Genomic DNA, 16,055 nt, shown 5'->3' on the forward strand with positions numbered 1-16,055 from the left:
CCTGGAGCTTTTGGAGCGCCTGGGGGCCGAGGGGTTGGCGGGGAAGGTGGTGGTAGGGGATGCGGGCAAAGGGGGGGAGTACCTCCTGGTCCTGAAGGGGAACCAGGGGGAGTTGCTGGGGTGGGTGCGGGAGGTGTTTGTGGGGATGGCGGAGAGGGCTTTGCCTGGGGAGACCCGGGCGGTGTGGGAGCGGGAGGGGGACGGGGAGGTGCGGCGGTACGAGGTGTGGGCCTCACCGGTGCTGCCCCCGGAGGTGGCGGCCTTTCCCGGGGCCAGGCAGGCGGTGCGGCTGGTGCGGGAGGTGGTGGTGAAGGGGACGGGGGAGGTGTGGCGGACGGAGGGGTACGCCCTGACCAGCCTGGGGCCGAATGAGGCGGATGCCGGGGTGCTGGGGAGGCTTTGGGTGGGGCGGTGGGGTGTGGAGAACGGGTCTTTCTGGGTGCGGGACGTGCTCCTGCGGGAGGATGCTTCTCAGGTGCGGGGGCGAGGGGGTGAGGTGCTGGCGGTGTTGCGGGCGCATTTGGTGTCGTGGCTGAACCGCAAGGGGATACGCCGGAAGAAGGCAGCCCTGGAGGCGTTCTCCTTCAACCCCATGGCCGCCCTGCGGTTCCTGGGGCTCTATGCAGTATAGCGGTCAAGTCTGTACCGCTCCAGGGCGGCTTGCCTGGGTCTTCTCCGGGTGCTAAAATCCCAAAGGCGTGGGCGCCCGTAGCTCAGCAGGATAGAGCGGGGGCTTCCTAAGCCCTAGGTCGGGGGTTCGAATCCCTCCGGGCGCACCAAGGCCAAAAGCGCTTTCCCCCCTCCTTTGCGGAGGGGGGAAGCCTTTTGAAGCCTCAGGAGCGCACCGGCCGCCTGCCGCGGGCGGGGGCTTCGGGCAGGGCCTCCACCCGCTTGGCCCGCTCCAGCTTCACCCCCTGCACCTCGGCTAGGCGGGGCAGGTCCTGGGGGCGGAGGTCCACGTAAAGGGCCTCCTCCCCCTGGGCGATCTTGCCCACCTCGAGGCCCCTCTCCTTCAGCAAGGCCACCAGCCGAGGCAGGGTGAGCCTGGGCCCCGTGGCCTTGAAGGTGAGCCAGCCCTCCTCCCCGGTGAGGAGGCTCTTCTCCTTGGGGGCTCCGCCCAGGAGGAGGGCCATGAGGGCGGCCACCACCTCCACCCTCCCCTCGGCGAAGAGCTTCCCGGCGAAGTCCAGGTAGAGCTTGTAGTCCCTCTCCGGCACCCGGGCCAGCCGGGCCAGGAGGTGGTGCCACTTGGCCTCCAGGACCTCTTCCGGCGTAGGGGGGTTCACCCGCCGGAAGGTGCGGCCCACCGCCCGCTCCAGCTCGGAAAGCTCCCTTCGCTCCCGGGGCCCGTAGAGGATGACCACCTCACCCCCCCTTCCCGCGCGGCCCGTGCGCCCGGAGCGGTGCTGGTAGGTTTCCGGCTTGTCGGGAAGGCGGTGGTGCACCACCAGGTCCACCTCGGGGATGTCCAGACCGCGGGCGGCCACGTCCGTGGCCACCAAGACCCGCACCTCCCCTTCCCGGAAAGCCCGCATGACCCGCTCCCGGTCCGTCTGGGAAAGGTCCCCGTGGATGGCCCGAGCCGGGTGGCCCAGGCGCAGGAGGCCCGTGGCCACCTCCTCGGTTTCCGCCTTGGTGCGGGTGAAAACGATGGCCCGCTTGGGGGCCTTCACGAAAAGGAGGTCGGAGAGAAGGGCCAGCCGGTCCCCAGGAGCGGGCACCGCCTCCTCCTGGTAGGTGACCCCCTCCTCCCGCACCACGTTGATGACCACGGGGGAGCGCATGTAGCGCTCGGCGAGCCTCCTGGCCCAGGAAGGCAGGGTGGCGGAGAAGAGGAGGGTCTGGCGTTCAGGGGGGGTGGCGGAGAGGAGGGCTTCCACCTCCTCCTCAAACCCCATGGAAAGCATCTCATCCGCCTCGTCCAAGACGGCGATCTTCACCTGGGAAAGCCGCAGGACCCCCTGCTTCAGGTAGTCCAGGGCCCGGCCCGGGGTGGCCACCACCACGTCCGCCCCCCGGAGGAGGTCCTCCTTCTGCTTGCCGTAGCCGGTACCCCCGTACACGGTGACCACCTTTAGGTGGGGGGCCACCGCCTGCAGCTCCCCGGAGACCTGGAGGGCCAGCTCCCGGGTGGGGGTGAGGACCAGAGCCCTGGGGGCACGACCCCGCTCGGAGGAGGCCTCGAGGCCCTGCGCGATGGGCAGGGCAAAGGCCAGGGTCTTGCCGGTGCCCGTGCGGGCCTGGCCGATGAGGTCCTTGCCCTCCAGGGCCAGGGGCAAGGCCGCCGCCTGGATGGGGGTGGGGGCGGTGATGCCCCGACGCAACAGGGCTTCCTTGATCTCGTCCTTCAGGGGAAAGTCTTTGAACTCCATTCTCTCTCGCTTCCCGGGCTCCACCCGCGCCCGAAAAGGAGGGGTAAAGCCCGTAAACTTTTTAATCTTAGTGAACTAGAGCACGAATGTCAAGGGGATGGCCTCCACCTCCTGGCCCTCCTGCACGTTCTGGTCGGGAGGGATCACCACCAGGGCGTTGCCCTGGGCCATGGAGCGCAAAACCCCGCTGCTTTGGTTTCCGGTGGTGCGCACCACCAGTTCCCCCTCGAAGGACAGCACCCCCCGGCGGAAGACCTTCTTGCCCGGCGCCCCGCGGAAGGGGGTGAGGGCCCTGGCCTTGAGGGTGCGGTAGGGGGGCTCGGTGCGCTGGAGAAGCCGGAAAAGAAAGGGCCTCCCGTAGAGGAAAAAGGTCACCATGCTGGAAACCGGGTTCCCCGGCAGGCCCAAAACGGGTAGCTCCCCCAGACGGGCGAGGAGGAGAGGCCCCCCGGGCTGCTGCTTCACCTTCCAGAAGAGGACCTCTCCCCTCTCCTCCAGCACCTTCCGCACCACGTCGTACTCCCCCATGGACACGCCCCCGGAGGTGAGGAGGAGGTCCAGCCGTCCCGCCCCCTCGAGGCGGGCAAGCACCTTTTGGGGCTCGTCCTCCACCTTGCCCAGGAGGACAGGCTCCCCCCCGGCCTCCCACACCAGGCCCAGGAGGCTGTAGGCGTTGGAGTTGTAGACCCCCCCATAGGGCAGGGGTTCCCCCGGCTCCACCACCTCGTCCCCGGTGGTGAGGATGCCCACCCGGGGGCGGCGGAAGACCTTCACCTGGGGGTGGCCCATGGCCGCGGCCAGGCCCAGCCTGCCGGGGCTGAGGAGGTCCCCCCGCTTCAAGTACACCTCGCCCCGCCTCAGGTCGTCCCCCTTGGGCCTTATGTCCTTGGGGCTGGCGGGGGCGAAGAGAAGGACCTCGCCCCCTTCCCGCCGCGTGTCCTCCACCCGGATCACCGCATCCGCCCCTTCGGGAACAGGGGCCCCGGTATAGACCGCCACCGCCTCCTTCGGCCCTACCCGGCCCCCGAAGGGCTTTCCCGCGGGGGATTCGCCAATCACCTTAAGGCGCACCGGGCTTTCTCGGGAAGCCCCCAGGGTGTCCTCTGCGCGGCAGGCGTAGCCGTCAATGGCGGTGTCGTCCTGGTCGGGGTGGTCCACCAAGGCGGCGAGGTCTTCCGCCAGCACCCGTCCCCAAGCCTCTTTCAGGGGGAGCACCTCCACGCCGGGCTCCCCCCTGGCCTCGGCCAGGACCAGCTCCAGGGCTTCTTCCACCGTGAGGCTCGTGCGCATGAGCCCAGTCTAGGCCAAGGGAAGGCGCCTCAGGAAGAGCCCTCCCCCTCCCCGTAGGCCGCCCGCAGGCGGCCAAAGGCCCAGGGCCAGAGGGCGATGCCCAGGGCGTAGAGGGTAAGGGTGGCGGCAAAGAGGTAGTGGAAGGCGGCCAGGCCCAAGGCCTCCTGGGCCACCCCGGAAAGGGCGCTTCCCAGGGCGAAGAGGAGGCTCCAGATCCCCGATTCCACCAGGAAGAAGCCGGGCCGCTCCCCATCCTCCAGGTAGTCCATGACCAAGGCGGCGTAGACCGGCCCGGCGGCGTTCATGAGGGCCCCCCGCACCAGGAGGGCCAGGGTGACCACGGGAAGCCAAGGAGCCCAGGCCAACAGGGCCAGGAAGGGCAAGGAGAGGGCCTGCACCAGGACGATGGCCCCGAGCTTCCCCACCCGCCGCACCAAAAGGGGCTGGAGGAGCATGGCCAGCCCTGTGGCCAAGGAGGAGAGGGCAAAGACGAACCCCGTGGCCCCATAGGTGAGGCCAAACTTCTCCTTCAGGAAGAGGTTCAAGAAGGGGATGACAAGCCCCGCCCCAAGGCCGATGACCACTTGGGGCAGGAGGAGCCTAAGCCACACCCCGAAGCGGCCCCGAAACCGGGGCGCCTGCCCTTCCCCCTCAGGCAGGCCCAAAACCAGGGGAACCGCCAGGAGGAAAAAGGGAAGGGCGAAGAGGAGCACCCACCGGGCCCCCACCCACTCGGAAAGCAAGCCCGCCAAGAGGGTGGAAAAGAAGCCGCTGGCCGTGGTGAGGGCCGCCTGCAGGCTGAAAAGCGCCACCCGCCTCTCCGCAGGCACCAGCCGGGCCATGAGGGGGGCCGCTGCCCCCTGCAGGAGGGCGCCCGCCAGGCCGTAGCCCGCCAGGGAGGGGAAGACCAAGAGGCCAAGGCCTAGGAGAAGGCCGCTTCCCACCGCCAACAGGAAGGCCAGGTGGAGGCTTCTCAGGTAGCCCAGCCTAGGGATGAGGTAGGCCAGGGGCAGGGCGAAGACCACCCCGGTGAAAAGGAGAAGGGCCTGGGCCAGGCCGATGGCCTGGCGGCCAAAGCCCAGGGCCTCGAGGTGGAAGTTCAGGAAGAAGTAGACCAGGTTTCCTCCGAAAGACCAGAGGAAGCTGGCCAGGACCAGGCGGTAAGCGGGGGAGGCAAGGAGTCTTGTCATGGGCAATCCTTTCCAAGTAACTATACGCACGCAAAAGGTTGCCCCATCGGCCAAAGCCAAAGCGGCTTGCTCATGGCCTCTTTGGGGCCCCCCCCCCGGGGGGGCGCNGGGCAAGGAGAGAAGCCCACGCCGTGCGCACCTACCTTGCGGCATAGCCCCTAGCGGGACGCCTAACCCTCCCTGCGGCCCGGGCAGTGGGGGGCCAAAGGGCAAGCGGGGCACCGGGGCTTCCTGGCGGTGCAGACGTACCGCCCGTGGAGGACCAGGGCATGGTGGGCGAAGACCCAGTCCTCCTTGGGGAAAAGGCGCTCTAGATCAGCCCCGATCTTCTCCGGGCTCTTGGCCTCGGAGAGGCAAAGCCTTTGGGCCAGGCGGGCCACGTGGGTGTCCACGGCAATGCCCGGTACCCCGAAGGCCGCCCCCAGCACCACGGTGGCCGTCTTCCAACCCACCCCAGGAAGGGCCATGAGGGCCCGCTTGTCCATAGGCACCTTCCCCCCGTGGGCCTCCACCAGCCTCCGGGCCAGGGCCACCAGGTTCCTGGCCTTGGTCCGGTAGAGCCCGATGCGCATGATGTAAGGCTCCACCTCCTCAGGACGGGCCTCCGCCAAGGCCTTGGCGTCGGGGAAGCGGGCGAAGAGGGCGGGGGTGGCCTCGTTCACGCTCTTGTCCGTGGCCTGGGCGGAGAGGACCGTGGCCACCAGGAGCTGGAAGGGGCTATTGTGCTTGAGCTCCGTTTTGGCCCCTGGATACGCCGCCTTTAGGGCCTCTAGGATGGCCAAAGCCCGCCGTTTCTTTGCCTTTTGCCCTTCCTTAGGGCAACCCACGCCCTCCAATCTACACCGAATCCCCAGGCAGCCCAAGGAGCAGGGGGTTCAGTAGGCCTTGGCGAAGACCACCCGCTTGCCGTAGGCGGAAGGCCGGCCGCAGCGCACGCAAAGGCCCTCCTCCGGCTCGGCCTCGAAGGGCACGCAGCGGGTGGTGGCGGTGGTCTCTTCCTGGATGGCCTTTTCGCAGGCCTTGTCCCCGCAGTGGAAGGCCAGGGCAAACCCTTCCTGCACCGCCTCCTTGAACTCCCCGTAGGTGTCCACCTTGCGGGTGTGGGCCTTTTGGAAATCCAGGGCCCTTTGGTAGAGGCCCTGGTGGAAGACTTCCAGCTTCTCCGGCAGGAGGGTGGGAAGAACCTCCAGGGAGAGGCGTTCTTTGCCCCCCAGGCGGCTAGCCAGCACGGCCTCGCCCGCCTCGAGGTCCTTGGGGCCGAGCTCAATGCGGAAGGGTACCCCCTTGAGCTCCCACTCGTGGAACTTGTAGCCCGGGGTGTACTGGTCCCGGTCATCCAGGTGGACGCGGAGGCCCGCCTGGAGAAGGCGCTTCTTGAGGTCAAAGGCCGCCTCCAAAACCCGCTCCCGGCTTTCCTCCCGGTAGATCGGCACCACCACCACCTGGATGGGGGCCAGGCGCGGGGGGAGGATGAGGCCCCCATCGTCCCCATGGGTCATGATGATGGCCCCGATGAAGCGCCAGGAGAGGCCCCAGCTGGTGGTGTGCACGTACTTCACCTGTAGGTCCTTGTCCTGGAACTTGATGTCAAAGGCCCGGGCGAAGTTCTCCCCCAGGTAGTGGCTGGTGCCCGACTGGAGGGCCTTGCCGTCTCGCATCATGGCCTCGATGGTGGTGGTGTAGACCGCCCCGGCGAACTTCTCCTTCTCGGTCTTGAGGCCCTCGATGACGGGAAGGGCGGCGTACTCCCGGGCCAGCCTGGCGTAGATACCCAGCATCCTCCGCACCTCCTCCTCCGCCTCCTCCCGGGTGGCGTGGGCGGTGTGCCCCTCCTGCCAGAGGAACTCGCTGGTGCGGAGGAAAGGCCTTGTGCGCATCTCCCAGCGCACCACGTTCCCCCACTGGTTGAGGAGCTGGGGCAGGTCGCGGTAGCTCTTGATCCACCGGGACCACATGTAGCCGATCACCGTCTCCGAGGTGGGGCGCACCGCCAAGGGCTCCTCCAGCTCCTCCCCCCCGGCGTGGGTGACCACGGCCAGCTCCGGGGAGAAGCCCTCCACGTGCTCGGCCTCCCTCTTCAGAAAGCTCATGGGGATGAAGAGGGGGAAGTAGGCGTTTTGGTGGCCCGTTTCCTTGAACATGCGGTCCAAAAGCCCCTGGATGTTCTCCCAGAGGGCATAGCCGTAGGGGCGCACCACGATGGTGCCCCGGACCGGTCCGTAGTCGGCGAGCTCGGCTCGCTGGATCACCTCGAGGTACCACTCGCTGAAGTCCTGGCTTTGCGGCGTTAGGCCCTTCTCCTTCGCCATACCCGCCCATCATACTTGCAGGAAGGGCCCTTAAGGGTAAAATCGGGGTGCATCACAGGAGGTGGTTATGCGGAAGGTTGGGTATATCGTGTTGGCCGCGCTGGCCCTGGGCCTTTTCGCCTGCAACCAGCAGGCTCCGGGTGGGGCCAGCCTCTCGGTGCAAAGCGCTCCGGAGAAGGGCCGCTACTTGGTGGTCTTCAAGTCCGAAACCCTCCCCTCTAACGCCCAGGCCTTGGTCCAAGGCGCCGGGGCCCGGGTGCTCAAGACCCTGGAGCCCATCGGTGCCCTCACGGTGGTGGCGGACCGGGCCGCTGTAAGCCGCCTGGCCCGGAACCCCCAGGTGCTGGCGGTGGGCCCCGAACAGTACTACTCCCTGCCCAAGACGGAGCGCATCCTCTATCAGGAGGAAACCTATGGCGCGCCCTCGGCAGCCGACAACCTCTACAAGTACCAGTGGGACATCCGGCGGATCGGCGCCCCGAAGGCTTGGGAGAGGGTGCCCCTCGAGGTCCAGGCCCGGGCCACGGTGGCGGTGCTGGACACCGGGGTCATGGACAACCACCCCGACCTGGTAGGCCAGATCGTGGACTTCCAGGCCACCAACTACTGCTACGAAACCGCGGGCCCCAACAACACCCCCAGCTACCCCAAGTACAGCCTCTGGATCGACTTTGACCACTTTGACCCCAACAACCTCTGCACCCCCGCACCTTACGTCACCTACGAGGCCCACGGTACCCACGTCTCCGGCACCGTGGCCGCCCGCTTCGGGGGCGGCCGGGTGGTGGGGGTGGCCCCCGGGGTCCGGATCGCCGCCTACAAGGTGTTTGACCGGATCCACTTCACCGAGGGCGGGGAGGAATACGACGACGTGGGCGCCTTCGACGGCCCTATCTTTGAGGCCATCCTGGACGCCGCCAAGAAGGGCTACCAGGTCATCAACATGAGCCTGGGAGGCACCCTGGACACCCGCAACCGGGAGGACGTGGCCGCCATGGTGGCCTGGGACCGGGTGATGAAGTACGCCAACCGCATGGGCACCCTGATCGTGGCCTCGGCGGGGAACAGCGCCCAGAACGCCAATGGCTACATCGTCCACATCCCCTCCGACCTGCCCACGGTGGTTTCCGTTTCCGCCACCGGCACCGCCACGCCCCTTTGGCAGTACCCCTACCCCACCGACGAAACCTTGAATGCCGTGCCGGGACAGGACGTCCTAGCCTTCTACTCCAATTACGGGGCCGCCGTGGACCTTTCCGCCCCCGGAGGCGACTGTGGCCTGGACGAAAGCGGCCAGAGCTGGTGCGCCAAGCCCGCCAGCCAGCGGCCTGCGGGGTGGCGCTACCACCTGATCCTCTCCACCATCATCGTCAGCGAAACCACCCCTGCCTACGCCTGGTACGCGGGCACCTCCATGGCCAGCCCCCACGTGGCCGCGGTGGCTGCCCTGGTGCGGGCCCTCCACCCCGAATGGGGCCCTGGCGAGGTGCGGGCCCACCTGAAGGCCACCGCCGAGCCCATCGGTAGCCGGCAGCTCTTCGGCCACGGCCTGGTGAACGCAGACCGAGCAACTCGGTAGTCGCTAAAGCCCCCTGGCCCCCGGGCAAGCCGAGGGCCTTTTCCCCATAAAATGGCGGCATGGACCTCTTCGCCGTGTTCAAGGAGCTTCAGCAAAAAAGCGACACCAAGATCCTCCTGGTGGTCCTGGATGGGGTGGGGGGGCTTCCCCTGGAACCCGGGGGGCCCACGGAGCTGGAGGCCGCCAGAACCCCGAACCTAGACCGGTTGGCGGGGGAAAGCGCCCTGGGCCTCCTCACCCCCGTCTACCCCGGCCTCACCCCCGGAAGCGGCCCCGGCCACCTGGCCCTCTTCGGCTACGATCCCTTCCGCTACGTGGTGGGCCGGGGGGCGCTAAGCGCCCTGGGCCTGGGGGTGGACTTCCGGGAAGGGGATGTGGCCCTAAGGGGGAACTTCGCCACCTTGAGCCCGGAAGGCCTGGTCCTAGACCGCCGGGCGGGCCGCCCGAGCACGGAGGAAAACGCCCGGGTGGTGGCGAGGCTAAGGGAGGCCATCCCCCGCATTGAGGACGTGGAGGTCCACTTCCACACCGAAAGCGAGCACCGCTTCCTGGTGGTCCTCCGGGGGGAGGGGCTTGGGGACGGGGTAACGGACACCGACCCCCAGAAGACGGGGCTTCCTCCCCTAAAGGCCCAGGCCCTGGACGCGGCCTCCGCCAAGACCGCCCGGGTGGTGAACCGGCTCTCGGAGCGCGTCCGCGAGGTACTGCAAGGCGAGCCCAAGCTGAACGGGGCCCTCTTCCGCGGGGCCTCCCGCAAGCCCGCCTTCCCCAAGGTGGAGGAGGTCTTTGGGCTAAAGGCGGCGGCCATCGCCAGCTACCCCATGTACAAGGGCCTGGCCAGCCTGGTGGGCATGGAGGTGCTTCCCGTGGAAGGGGAAGGGGACGCCCACGAGGGGAAGCTGAAGGCCTTACAGGAAAACTGGGAACGCTACGACTTCTTCTACGTCCACTTCAAGAAGACCGACGCCAAGGGGGAGGACGGGGACTTCTGGGGCAAGGTGAAGGAGATCGAGCGCTTTGACGCTCTTCTTCCGGAAATCCTTGCCCTAAAGCCGGACGTTCTGGCCCTCACCGGGGACCACTCCACCCCCGCCCTCCTAAGGGCCCATTCCTGGCACCCCGTGCCCCTCCTCCTCAAGGCCCCCTACCTGCGGAAGGACGGGGCGTTGCGCTTCACGGAGGGGGAGGCGGCCAAGGGAAGCCTCGGGCACCTAAGGGGGGTGGAGCTCATGCCCCTCCTCCTGGCCCATGCGGGGAGGCTCCTCAAGTACGGAGCCTAAAATGGGGCTATGCTCCGGTACCGCATCCGGGTGGAGGAGTTCCTGGCCCTCGCGGAACGGGCCCCGGAGGGGGTGCGTCTGGAACTCCTGGACGGGGAGGTTTACGAAATGGCCCCCATCGGCAGCGGCCACGCCAGCCTGGTCACCTACCTGAGCAAAACCCTGGAAAAGCTCTACGGGGACCGGGCCATCGTCTCGGTGCAGAACCCCATCCTCCTCAACCCCTACTCGGTTCCCCAGCCGGACATCGCCCTCCTAAAGCCCCGCGAGGACTTCTACGTCCAGTCCTTTCCCGAGCCAAAGGACATCCTCCTGGTGGTAGAGGTGGCGTATACCACCAAGGACGCGGACGAAAGGAAGTTGGCCCTTTACGCCCAAGCGGGCATCCCGGAAAGCTGGCTGGTGGACGGGGAAACCGGCCTACTGGAAGTCTACCGGGAGCCCCGGGGAGGCCTTTACCGTCTAAAGCGCCTGGTGGAGCCAGGAGAGGAGGTGGCACCCGAGGGCCTAGGGGCCCCCTCCCTTGTCTGGCGCCCCCCCAGGCCCTAGAGGTACCCCGCCCGCTTGAGCTCCTCCGCCACCGCCTCGAGGACCCGCTCGTAGGCCCGGTCCAGGTCAACGTTCTTTAAGGTGGCCCCGGCGGCAGGCACATGCCCCCCTCCCCCCAGCTTCACGGCAATGTTCTGGGCGGAAACCCCACCCCGGGAGCGGATGGACACCTTCACCCCTTCCTCCCGCTTGCGCAAGAAGGCCGAGACCACGCTCCCCTCCACGTAGCGGATGAGGCCCACGAAGTCGTCGGAGTCCTCCTCCTCCCGCTTAGCATCCTCGGGAAGGTGGGCGGTGACGAGAAGCCCCCCAAAGTGGAAGGCCACGGTGGAAAGCACCTGGCCCATGAGGCGGAAGTAGGAAGGGGGGCGGAATTGCAGGCGGTCCGTGAGCTCGGCCAGCTTCACCCCGTAGCCCACCAGCTCCGCCGCCACCCGCAGAACCTCGGGGGTGGTGTTGGCGAAGCGGAAGTTGCCGGTGTCGGTGAGGATGCCGGTCAGGACAGGGGTGGCAATCTCCGCCGTCCATTCCACCCCTAGAAGGTCGATGAGATCCTTCACCATCTGGGCGGTGGCCGCCTTGGAGGGGTCCACCACGGCGATGTGGCCGAAGCGGGGGTTGGTGCCGTGGTGGTCGATGTTGATGACGAACCCCTCCACCGGCACCCCCACCACCCGGGAAGCCTCGGCGCTGTCCAAGGCCACCAGGGTGGCCCCCACGGGGAGCTTTTCCACGGGGTCCGAGTACTCTTCCTCCTTGGGCAAAAAGCGCAGGAAGCGGGGGGGCTCGGCCACCCAGCGGGCGTCCTTGCCCAGGGCCTTCAGGGCCCGGTAGAGGCCCAAGGAGCTACCGATGGCATCCCCATCGGGGTCCACGTGGGTGGCGATGTAGATGGGACCCTCCACCGCCTTCAAGACCTCGGCCACCAGGCGCATCTTTTCCCAGTACTTGGGTTCGGGAGCGTTCCCGTCCATAGGCCCCAACCTATCACGCAAAGGGGTTTCTCACCTCGAGGCCTCCATAGGCCCCAGGGTGGAAGCCCTCGCTCCACACCACCCGGGCCTTCAGGGCCCGGGCGCTTTGCAGGATGAGGGCATCCCAGAAGGAGATTCGGTGGCGCTCTGCCAGGTGAGTGGCCTTAAGGATATCCCCTAGGGTGGGCTCATACACCCAGGCCTTACCGAGGTCGGTCAAGACCTGGCGGGCCACCTCCGGGGACAGGGGGGTTGGAAGCTTCCGGGTGGTGACCACGTAGAACTCCTGAAGCACCTGAAGGGATAACGCCAAGCGCCTTTCCCCCATAAGGCGCTCTAAGAGCGCCACGGCTCGGTCCCGTTTGGCCGGGGAGGAGCGGTCGTAAGCGTAGACCAAAACGTTGGTATCCACAAACTCAGGGGGCTCTATCATGCACCTCCTCCCGGGAGGGCAAGGGCATGCCCCCGGTATCCAGGATCCCCTGACGCATCCAGGAGAGTTGCCGACCAAAGGCTTCTTCTAGACCCTCCTCCCGCTCCACCTCCCTCTCCAAAAGCTCCGCTACCCAGGCGTTTAGGCTCAAGCCCCGCTTGAGGGCCAGAGCCCGGGCCCGGCGCACCAGCTCGGGGGAAAGCCTCAGAGTCAGATTCCGACTCATGCCCTCAACTTAGCACATCATTGCGTGCAAGGCCCGGCTATAAGTTCCACCCCCCCGCCACCTCGAGGACCTGCCCCGTCACGTAAGGCTCCCGCACGAAGAAGAGCACCGCCCGGGCGATCTCCTCCAGGAGGGCCAGCCGGGCCATGGGGATCTCGTGAAGGGGCTTGGACACGGAGTTTTCCGCCACCCCCGGGGCCACCACGTTGGCGGTGATCCCCGCTCCGGCAAAGCGTTTGGCGATGGCCTTGGTGTAGAGGACCACCCCGGTCTTGGCGATGGCGTAGGGGGTGATGTGGGGCCGGGCCAGGAGGTTTCCCGCCCCGGCGTAGCCCAGGTTCACGATGCGGCCAAAGCCCTGGGCCACCATGAGGGGCAGGACCTTCTGGGTAAGGAGGAAGGTGCTGGTCAGGTTGGAGTCCAAAATCCAGCGCCACTCCTCCAGGGAAACCTCCTCGATGGGCTTGTAGAGGTAGTCCCCCACGTTGTTCACCAGAACGCCGATCCCCCCCAGGTGGTAGCGCACCTCCTCCACCAGAGCCGCCACCTCCGCCTCCTCCGTGAGGTCGGCACGCACCTTGATGGCCTTTACCCCAAGGGCTTCCGCCTCCTGGCGCGTGGCCTCCGCCAGCCCTTCCGAGGTGCGGTAGTGCACCGCCACCGCGTAGCCCTCCTTGGCCATGGCCAGGAGAATGGCCCGGCCGATGCCCTTGGCGCTCCCCGTGACCAGGGCGGTTCTCATACCTCCTCCAAGTACCGCTCCAAAAGCTTGCGGGTGAAGGTGTTTAGGGGGAAGGAAAGCCCCTCCTCCGCCTTTACCCAGGCCCACTCCAGGATCTCTTCGTTGGGGCGCACCACGCCCTCGGCTTCGGCGAAGTAGTTGAGGAGGAGCATGTGGGTGGGCTTGTGGAACTCCTGGCTGAAGATAGCTTCCTGCACCAGGGCGAAGCGCACCCGGGAAAGCCTGAGGCCCACCTCCTCCCAGAACTCCCGCCTCAGGGCCTCCTCCAGGCCCTCCCCCCACTCCACCTTTCCCCCAGGCACCCCCCAAAGCCCCCGCCACTTGGCCGTGCGCACCAGGAGCACCCGGCCAGCCTGCTCCACCAGGGCCCCTACCGTGGGGATGGGATAGCGCGGAGGACCCTCCATACGTACCAAAGCCCAAGATACAGGCCCTGGAGAAGGACGAAGGTGAGGTAGGCCCCAGGCTGGTGGAAAACCAAAAACACCCCCAGGAAGAAGAGCTGGGTGGTGAGGCCCAGGTTCACCACCCCGGCCACGGCAGCCTCGTCCCAGAAGCGCTGGGGGTCTAGGCGGAAGCGGGCCTGGAGGTAGCGCTCCCAGGCGGTGATCCCCCGGTCCTGGGGCAGGAAGAGGAGGCGGTAAATCCCCCGCAGGAGGCGGAGAAGAGGCCCATCGGGGTCGCGCCGCTCCGCCCCAAGGGGAAACCCCCGGACCTCCTTATAAAGCCTTTCCAGGTTGAAGTCATAGGACTGGACCAGGGTGAAGACCAAGAAGGCCAAAAGGGCCAAGCCCCAGGCCCCGGTGCGCGCCCCCAGCGCCAGGAAAAGGGCCAGGTTGCCCAGAAGGTCCAGCTCCGTGTCCAGGTAGCGCCCAAGCTCCGTGACCTCCCCCCGCAGGCGGGCCAGCTGGCCATCGGCGTTGTCCAAAACGGTCTTGAGCTGGAGGAGGAGGACCGCCGGGAGGTCCCGGCCTAGGACCAGAAGCCAAGCGGCCAGGAGGACAAGGCCGGTGTGAAAGAGGACCAGGTGGTGGGGGCGGATGGGGGTGCGGAAGAGGAGGAGGACCACCAGGTAGGCCAAGGGGCGGTAGAGGAGGACATTTAAGAACTCCTGAACGGGCCTCTTCTTGGCTCCCGGCACCATGGTCAGTCCTGGATGTGGGAGAGCACCCGGGCCACCACCGCCTCGAGGCCCATCTCGCTGGTGTCGATGACCAAAGCATCGGGGGCCGGGGCGCTTTGACCCCGGTCCAGCTCATCCCTTAGGAGGAGGTCCCGTAGCACCTCTTCGTAGTCCTGGGGCCGCTCCTTGGCCCGCCTCCTGGCCCGCACCTCGGGACGGGCAGTGAGGTAGAACTTGTGGGGCGCTTCCGGGAAGACTGCCGTCCCCATGTCCCGCCCCTCGGCCACGAAAGGAGGGGGCACCTCCTTAAGGCGGGCGTTCACCCAGGCCCGCACCCCTGGGTGGCGGGCCACCTGGGAGACCACGCGGTCCACCTCGGGAGTATGGAGGAAGGGGGTAAGGTCTTCCCCATCCGCCAGCACCCGGTTACCCTCCCTTTCCGGCAGGAGGCGCACACGAAAGCCTTCCAGAAGGGCGAGAAGCCCCGCCTCGTCCCCCGGGTCCACCCCCGCCCTGAGGGCCAAAAAGGCCGCCGCCCGGTAGAGGAGGCCGCTGCTGAGGTAGGGCACCCCCAGGGCCTTGGCCACCCTTTGGGCCACGGAGCTCTTCCCCGAGGCCGAGGGCCCGTCGATGGTCACGATCCCGCGCATAGCCGCTGGAGGTCCCCAAAAAAGCCGGGGTAGGAGATCTCCGCCCACCCTGGCTCCCAGACCCTGACCCCCACGGGCAGGCCCGCCACGGCAAAGGCCATGGCGATGCGGTGGTCGTGGAAGGGCTCCACCTCCCCTCTTTGCACCCCGCCCCCCTGGATGCGGAGCCAGTCGGGCCCCTCCTCCACCGCCACCCCCAGGGCCCTCAGGTTGTGGGCGATGGCCCTCACCCGGTCCGACTCCTTCACCCGCAGCTCGGAAAGGTTCGGTATGTGGGTTTCCCCTTCCGCCCAGGCGGCGGCGGCGGCCAGGGCGGGTACCTCGTCCACCATGAGGGGGATGAGGCCGGGGTCCACGGAAACTCCCTTCAGTGGGCTATACCGAGCCCGTATCCAGCCCACGGGCTCCCCCGCCTCCCCTTCCAAAACCCGCCACTCCAGGTCGGCCCCCATCTCCTGGAGCACCTTGAGAAGGCCGGTACGGGTGGGGTTCAGGCCCACCCCCTCCACCACCACCTCGGAGCCCGGGGTGACCAGGGCCGCCACCAGGAAAAAGGCCGCCGAGGAGAAGTCCCCGGGCACGGTGAGGTCCCTGGCAGGGAAGGGCTCGGCCCTACGGGTGCGGATGCGCGGGCCCTCGGCTTCCAAGGGAAGCCCGAAGTGACGGAAAAGCCTTTCCGTGTGGTCCCGGGTGGGCACAGGCTCCACCACCTCCGTGACGCCCTCGGCAAAAAGTCCGGCCAGGAGAAGGGCGCTTTTCACCTGGGCGCTGGGCACGGGAAGGGTGTAGGAAATCCCGTTTAGGGCCCTTCCCCGCACCGCCAGGGGGGCCTTTTTACCCCCTTCCCTTCCCTCTATGGAGGCCCCCATGGCCCGGAGGGGCTCGGCCACCCGGCCCATGGGCCGGCGGCGCAAGGAGGCGTCCCCGGTGAGCACGGCGAAAAGCCCCTCCTGCCCCGCCAGGATGCCCAAGAAGAGGCGCATGAGGGTGCCGGCATTGCCGCAGTCCAGAACGTCTTCCGGCTCCTTAAGGCTTAGGCCCCGCCCTCGCACCCGGAAGTGGGGGCCTTCCTCCGCGATCTCCGCCCCCAAGGCCTGAAGGGCGCGGGCGGTGGAGAGGGTGTCCCCGGCCTTCAAGGGGTAGAAAAGCCTCCCTTCCCCCTCGCTCAGGGCCAGGAGCATGAGGCCCCGGTGGGTCACGGACTTGTCCCCCGGCACCCGCAAGGCACCCCGCAGGGGGCCACAGGGGGCCAGGTCCAAAAAGGCGCGGTCCATGCCCCCTAGTCTCCTTGGCCCTGGGGGCTTCGGTCAAGGGCGGCTGGGGATTACAATGGACCCA

General features: G+C 67.6%; 17 protein-coding genes and 1 tRNA gene. 5 read left to right on the forward strand and 13 right to left on the reverse strand.

Translation table 11 applies throughout. The features are described 5' to 3' along the window. On the forward strand, positions 1 to 631 hold a 631-nt coding region (locus tag L1088_RS08155), incomplete at its 5' end, for an ISAs1 family transposase (RefSeq protein WP_500303506.1). A 71-nt stretch (positions 632 to 702) separates the two neighbouring features. After that, a tRNA-Arg gene (locus L1088_RS08160) sits at positions 703 to 779 on the forward strand. 54 nt (positions 780 to 833) lie between these two features. Here the strand turns inward: L1088_RS08160 and L1088_RS08165 are convergent. The 5 genes from L1088_RS08165 to proS form a co-directional block, all read right to left on the reverse strand. Beyond that, on the reverse strand, positions 834 to 2,372 hold the full coding sequence (locus L1088_RS08165) for a DEAD/DEAH box helicase (protein WP_234554488.1): 1,539 nt from the start codon (positions 2,370 to 2,372) through the stop codon (positions 834 to 836). Between the two features lie 75 nt (positions 2,373 to 2,447). Next, entirely contained in the window at positions 2,448 to 3,662 is a 1,215-nt protein-coding gene (locus L1088_RS08170) for a molybdopterin molybdotransferase MoeA (RefSeq protein WP_234554489.1), read from the reverse strand. A gap of 29 nt (positions 3,663 to 3,691) precedes the next feature. Next, entirely contained in the window at positions 3,692 to 4,852 is a 1,161-nt protein-coding gene (locus L1088_RS08175) for an MFS transporter (protein WP_234554490.1), read from the reverse strand. 170 nt (positions 4,853 to 5,022) lie between these two features. Continuing rightward, positions 5,023 to 5,688, reverse strand: a complete 666-nt coding sequence (nth, locus tag L1088_RS08180) for an endonuclease III (protein ID WP_234554491.1) — start codon at positions 5,686 to 5,688, stop codon at positions 5,023 to 5,025. Between the two features lie 39 nt (positions 5,689 to 5,727). Beyond that, a complete protein-coding gene (proS, locus tag L1088_RS08185; RefSeq protein ID WP_234554492.1) occupies positions 5,728 to 7,161 on the reverse strand; it encodes a proline--tRNA ligase in 1,434 nt (477 codons plus the stop codon). 67 nt (positions 7,162 to 7,228) lie between these two features. Here proS and L1088_RS08190 point away from each other — a divergent pair, with 67 nt between their 5' ends. From L1088_RS08190 to L1088_RS08200, 3 genes are read left to right on the forward strand one after another with little or no spacing between them, the layout of a single operon-like run. Beyond that, positions 7,229 to 8,740, forward strand: coding sequence for a S8 family serine peptidase (locus L1088_RS08190; protein WP_234554493.1), 1,512 nt, complete (start codon positions 7,229 to 7,231; stop codon positions 8,738 to 8,740). Between the two features lie 59 nt (positions 8,741 to 8,799). Next, positions 8,800 to 10,020: a 2,3-bisphosphoglycerate-independent phosphoglycerate mutase gene (locus L1088_RS08195; RefSeq protein WP_234554494.1), complete on the forward strand. Its 1,221-nt coding sequence runs from the start codon at positions 8,800 to 8,802 to the stop codon at positions 10,018 to 10,020. 9 nt (positions 10,021 to 10,029) lie between these two features. After that, complete coding sequence (locus L1088_RS08200) at positions 10,030 to 10,569, forward strand: Uma2 family endonuclease (RefSeq protein WP_234554495.1); 540 nt, start codon at positions 10,030 to 10,032, stop codon at positions 10,567 to 10,569. Here L1088_RS08200 and L1088_RS08205 read toward each other — a convergent pair. From L1088_RS08205 to aroA, 8 genes are read right to left on the reverse strand one after another with little or no spacing between them, the layout of a single operon-like run. Next, entirely contained in the window at positions 10,566 to 11,543 is a 978-nt protein-coding gene (locus L1088_RS08205) for a DHH family phosphoesterase (protein ID WP_234554496.1), read from the reverse strand. The genes L1088_RS08200 and L1088_RS08205 overlap by 4 nt on opposite strands. 13 nt (positions 11,544 to 11,556) lie before the next feature. Next, a complete protein-coding gene (locus tag L1088_RS08210; RefSeq protein ID WP_234554497.1) occupies positions 11,557 to 11,976 on the reverse strand; it encodes a PIN domain-containing protein in 420 nt (139 codons plus the stop codon). Then, positions 11,960 to 12,202, reverse strand: coding sequence for a YlcI/YnfO family protein (locus tag L1088_RS08215; protein ID WP_038045473.1), 243 nt, complete (start codon positions 12,200 to 12,202; stop codon positions 11,960 to 11,962). Before L1088_RS08215 ends, L1088_RS08210 begins: the two co-directional genes overlap by 17 nt. A 37-nt stretch (positions 12,203 to 12,239) precedes the next feature. Further along, positions 12,240 to 12,944, reverse strand: a complete 705-nt coding sequence (tmpR, locus tag L1088_RS08220; RefSeq protein ID WP_234554498.1) for a bifunctional dihydropteridine reductase/dihydrofolate reductase TmpR — start codon at positions 12,942 to 12,944, stop codon at positions 12,240 to 12,242. Then, complete coding sequence (locus L1088_RS08225) at positions 12,941 to 13,351, reverse strand: NUDIX domain-containing protein (protein WP_038041557.1); 411 nt, start codon at positions 13,349 to 13,351, stop codon at positions 12,941 to 12,943. The genes tmpR and L1088_RS08225 overlap by 4 nt, the downstream gene beginning before the upstream one ends. Continuing rightward, positions 13,315 to 14,088 carry a CDP-alcohol phosphatidyltransferase family protein gene (locus tag L1088_RS08230; protein WP_234554499.1) on the reverse strand — a complete coding sequence of 258 codons (774 nt, stop codon included), beginning with the start codon at positions 14,086 to 14,088 and terminating at the stop codon, positions 13,315 to 13,317. The genes L1088_RS08225 and L1088_RS08230 overlap by 37 nt, the downstream gene beginning before the upstream one ends. 2 nt (positions 14,089 to 14,090) lie before the next feature. Next, positions 14,091 to 14,717 (reverse strand): (d)CMP kinase, encoded by a 627-nt coding sequence (gene cmk / locus L1088_RS08235; protein WP_234554500.1) that lies wholly within the window; start codon positions 14,715 to 14,717, stop codon positions 14,091 to 14,093. Beyond that, entirely contained in the window at positions 14,702 to 15,991 is a 1,290-nt protein-coding gene (gene aroA / locus L1088_RS08240; RefSeq protein ID WP_234554501.1) for a 3-phosphoshikimate 1-carboxyvinyltransferase, read from the reverse strand. Before aroA ends, cmk begins: the two co-directional genes overlap by 16 nt. Positions 15,992 to 16,055: the final 64 nt, after the last annotated feature.

The organism is Thermus caliditerrae (assembly GCF_021462525.1).
Lineage (GTDB): Bacteria > Deinococcota > Deinococci > Deinococcales > Thermaceae > Thermus > Thermus caliditerrae.

Bases quoted from the DNA above. Each gene is read 5' to 3' on its own strand.
- L1088_RS08165 (WP_234554488.1), bottom strand. From the start codon at position 2,372: ATGGAGTTCAAAGACTTTCCCCTGAAGGACGAGATCAAGGAAGCCCTG.
- L1088_RS08170 (WP_234554489.1), bottom strand. From the start codon at position 3,662: ATGCGCACGAGCCTCACGGTGGAAGAAGCCCTGGAGCTGGTCCTGGCC.
- L1088_RS08175 (WP_234554490.1), bottom strand. From the start codon at position 4,852: ATGACAAGACTCCTTGCCTCCCCCGCTTACCGCCTGGTCCTGGCCAGC.
- proS (WP_234554492.1), bottom strand. From the start codon at position 7,161: ATGGCGAAGGAGAAGGGCCTAACGCCGCAAAGCCAGGACTTCAGCGAG.
- L1088_RS08190 (WP_234554493.1), top strand. From the start codon at position 7,229: ATGCGGAAGGTTGGGTATATCGTGTTGGCCGCGCTGGCCCTGGGCCTT.
- L1088_RS08195 (WP_234554494.1), top strand. From the start codon at position 8,800: ATGGACCTCTTCGCCGTGTTCAAGGAGCTTCAGCAAAAAAGCGACACC.
- L1088_RS08200 (WP_234554495.1), top strand. From the start codon at position 10,030: ATGCTCCGGTACCGCATCCGGGTGGAGGAGTTCCTGGCCCTCGCGGAA.
- L1088_RS08205 (WP_234554496.1), bottom strand. From the start codon at position 11,543: ATGGACGGGAACGCTCCCGAACCCAAGTACTGGGAAAAGATGCGCCTG.
- L1088_RS08210 (WP_234554497.1), bottom strand. From the start codon at position 11,976: ATGATAGAGCCCCCTGAGTTTGTGGATACCAACGTTTTGGTCTACGCT.
- L1088_RS08215 (WP_038045473.1), bottom strand. From the start codon at position 12,202: ATGAGTCGGAATCTGACTCTGAGGCTTTCCCCCGAGCTGGTGCGCCGG.
- tmpR (WP_234554498.1), bottom strand. From the start codon at position 12,944: ATGAGAACCGCCCTGGTCACGGGGAGCGCCAAGGGCATCGGCCGGGCC.
- L1088_RS08225 (WP_038041557.1), bottom strand. From the start codon at position 13,351: ATGGAGGGTCCTCCGCGCTATCCCATCCCCACGGTAGGGGCCCTGGTG.
- L1088_RS08230 (WP_234554499.1), bottom strand. From the start codon at position 14,088: ATGGTGCCGGGAGCCAAGAAGAGGCCCGTTCAGGAGTTCTTAAATGTC.
- cmk (WP_234554500.1), bottom strand. From the start codon at position 14,717: ATGCGCGGGATCGTGACCATCGACGGGCCCTCGGCCTCGGGGAAGAGC.
- aroA (WP_234554501.1), bottom strand. From the start codon at position 15,991: ATGGACCGCGCCTTTTTGGACCTGGCCCCCTGTGGCCCCCTGCGGGGT.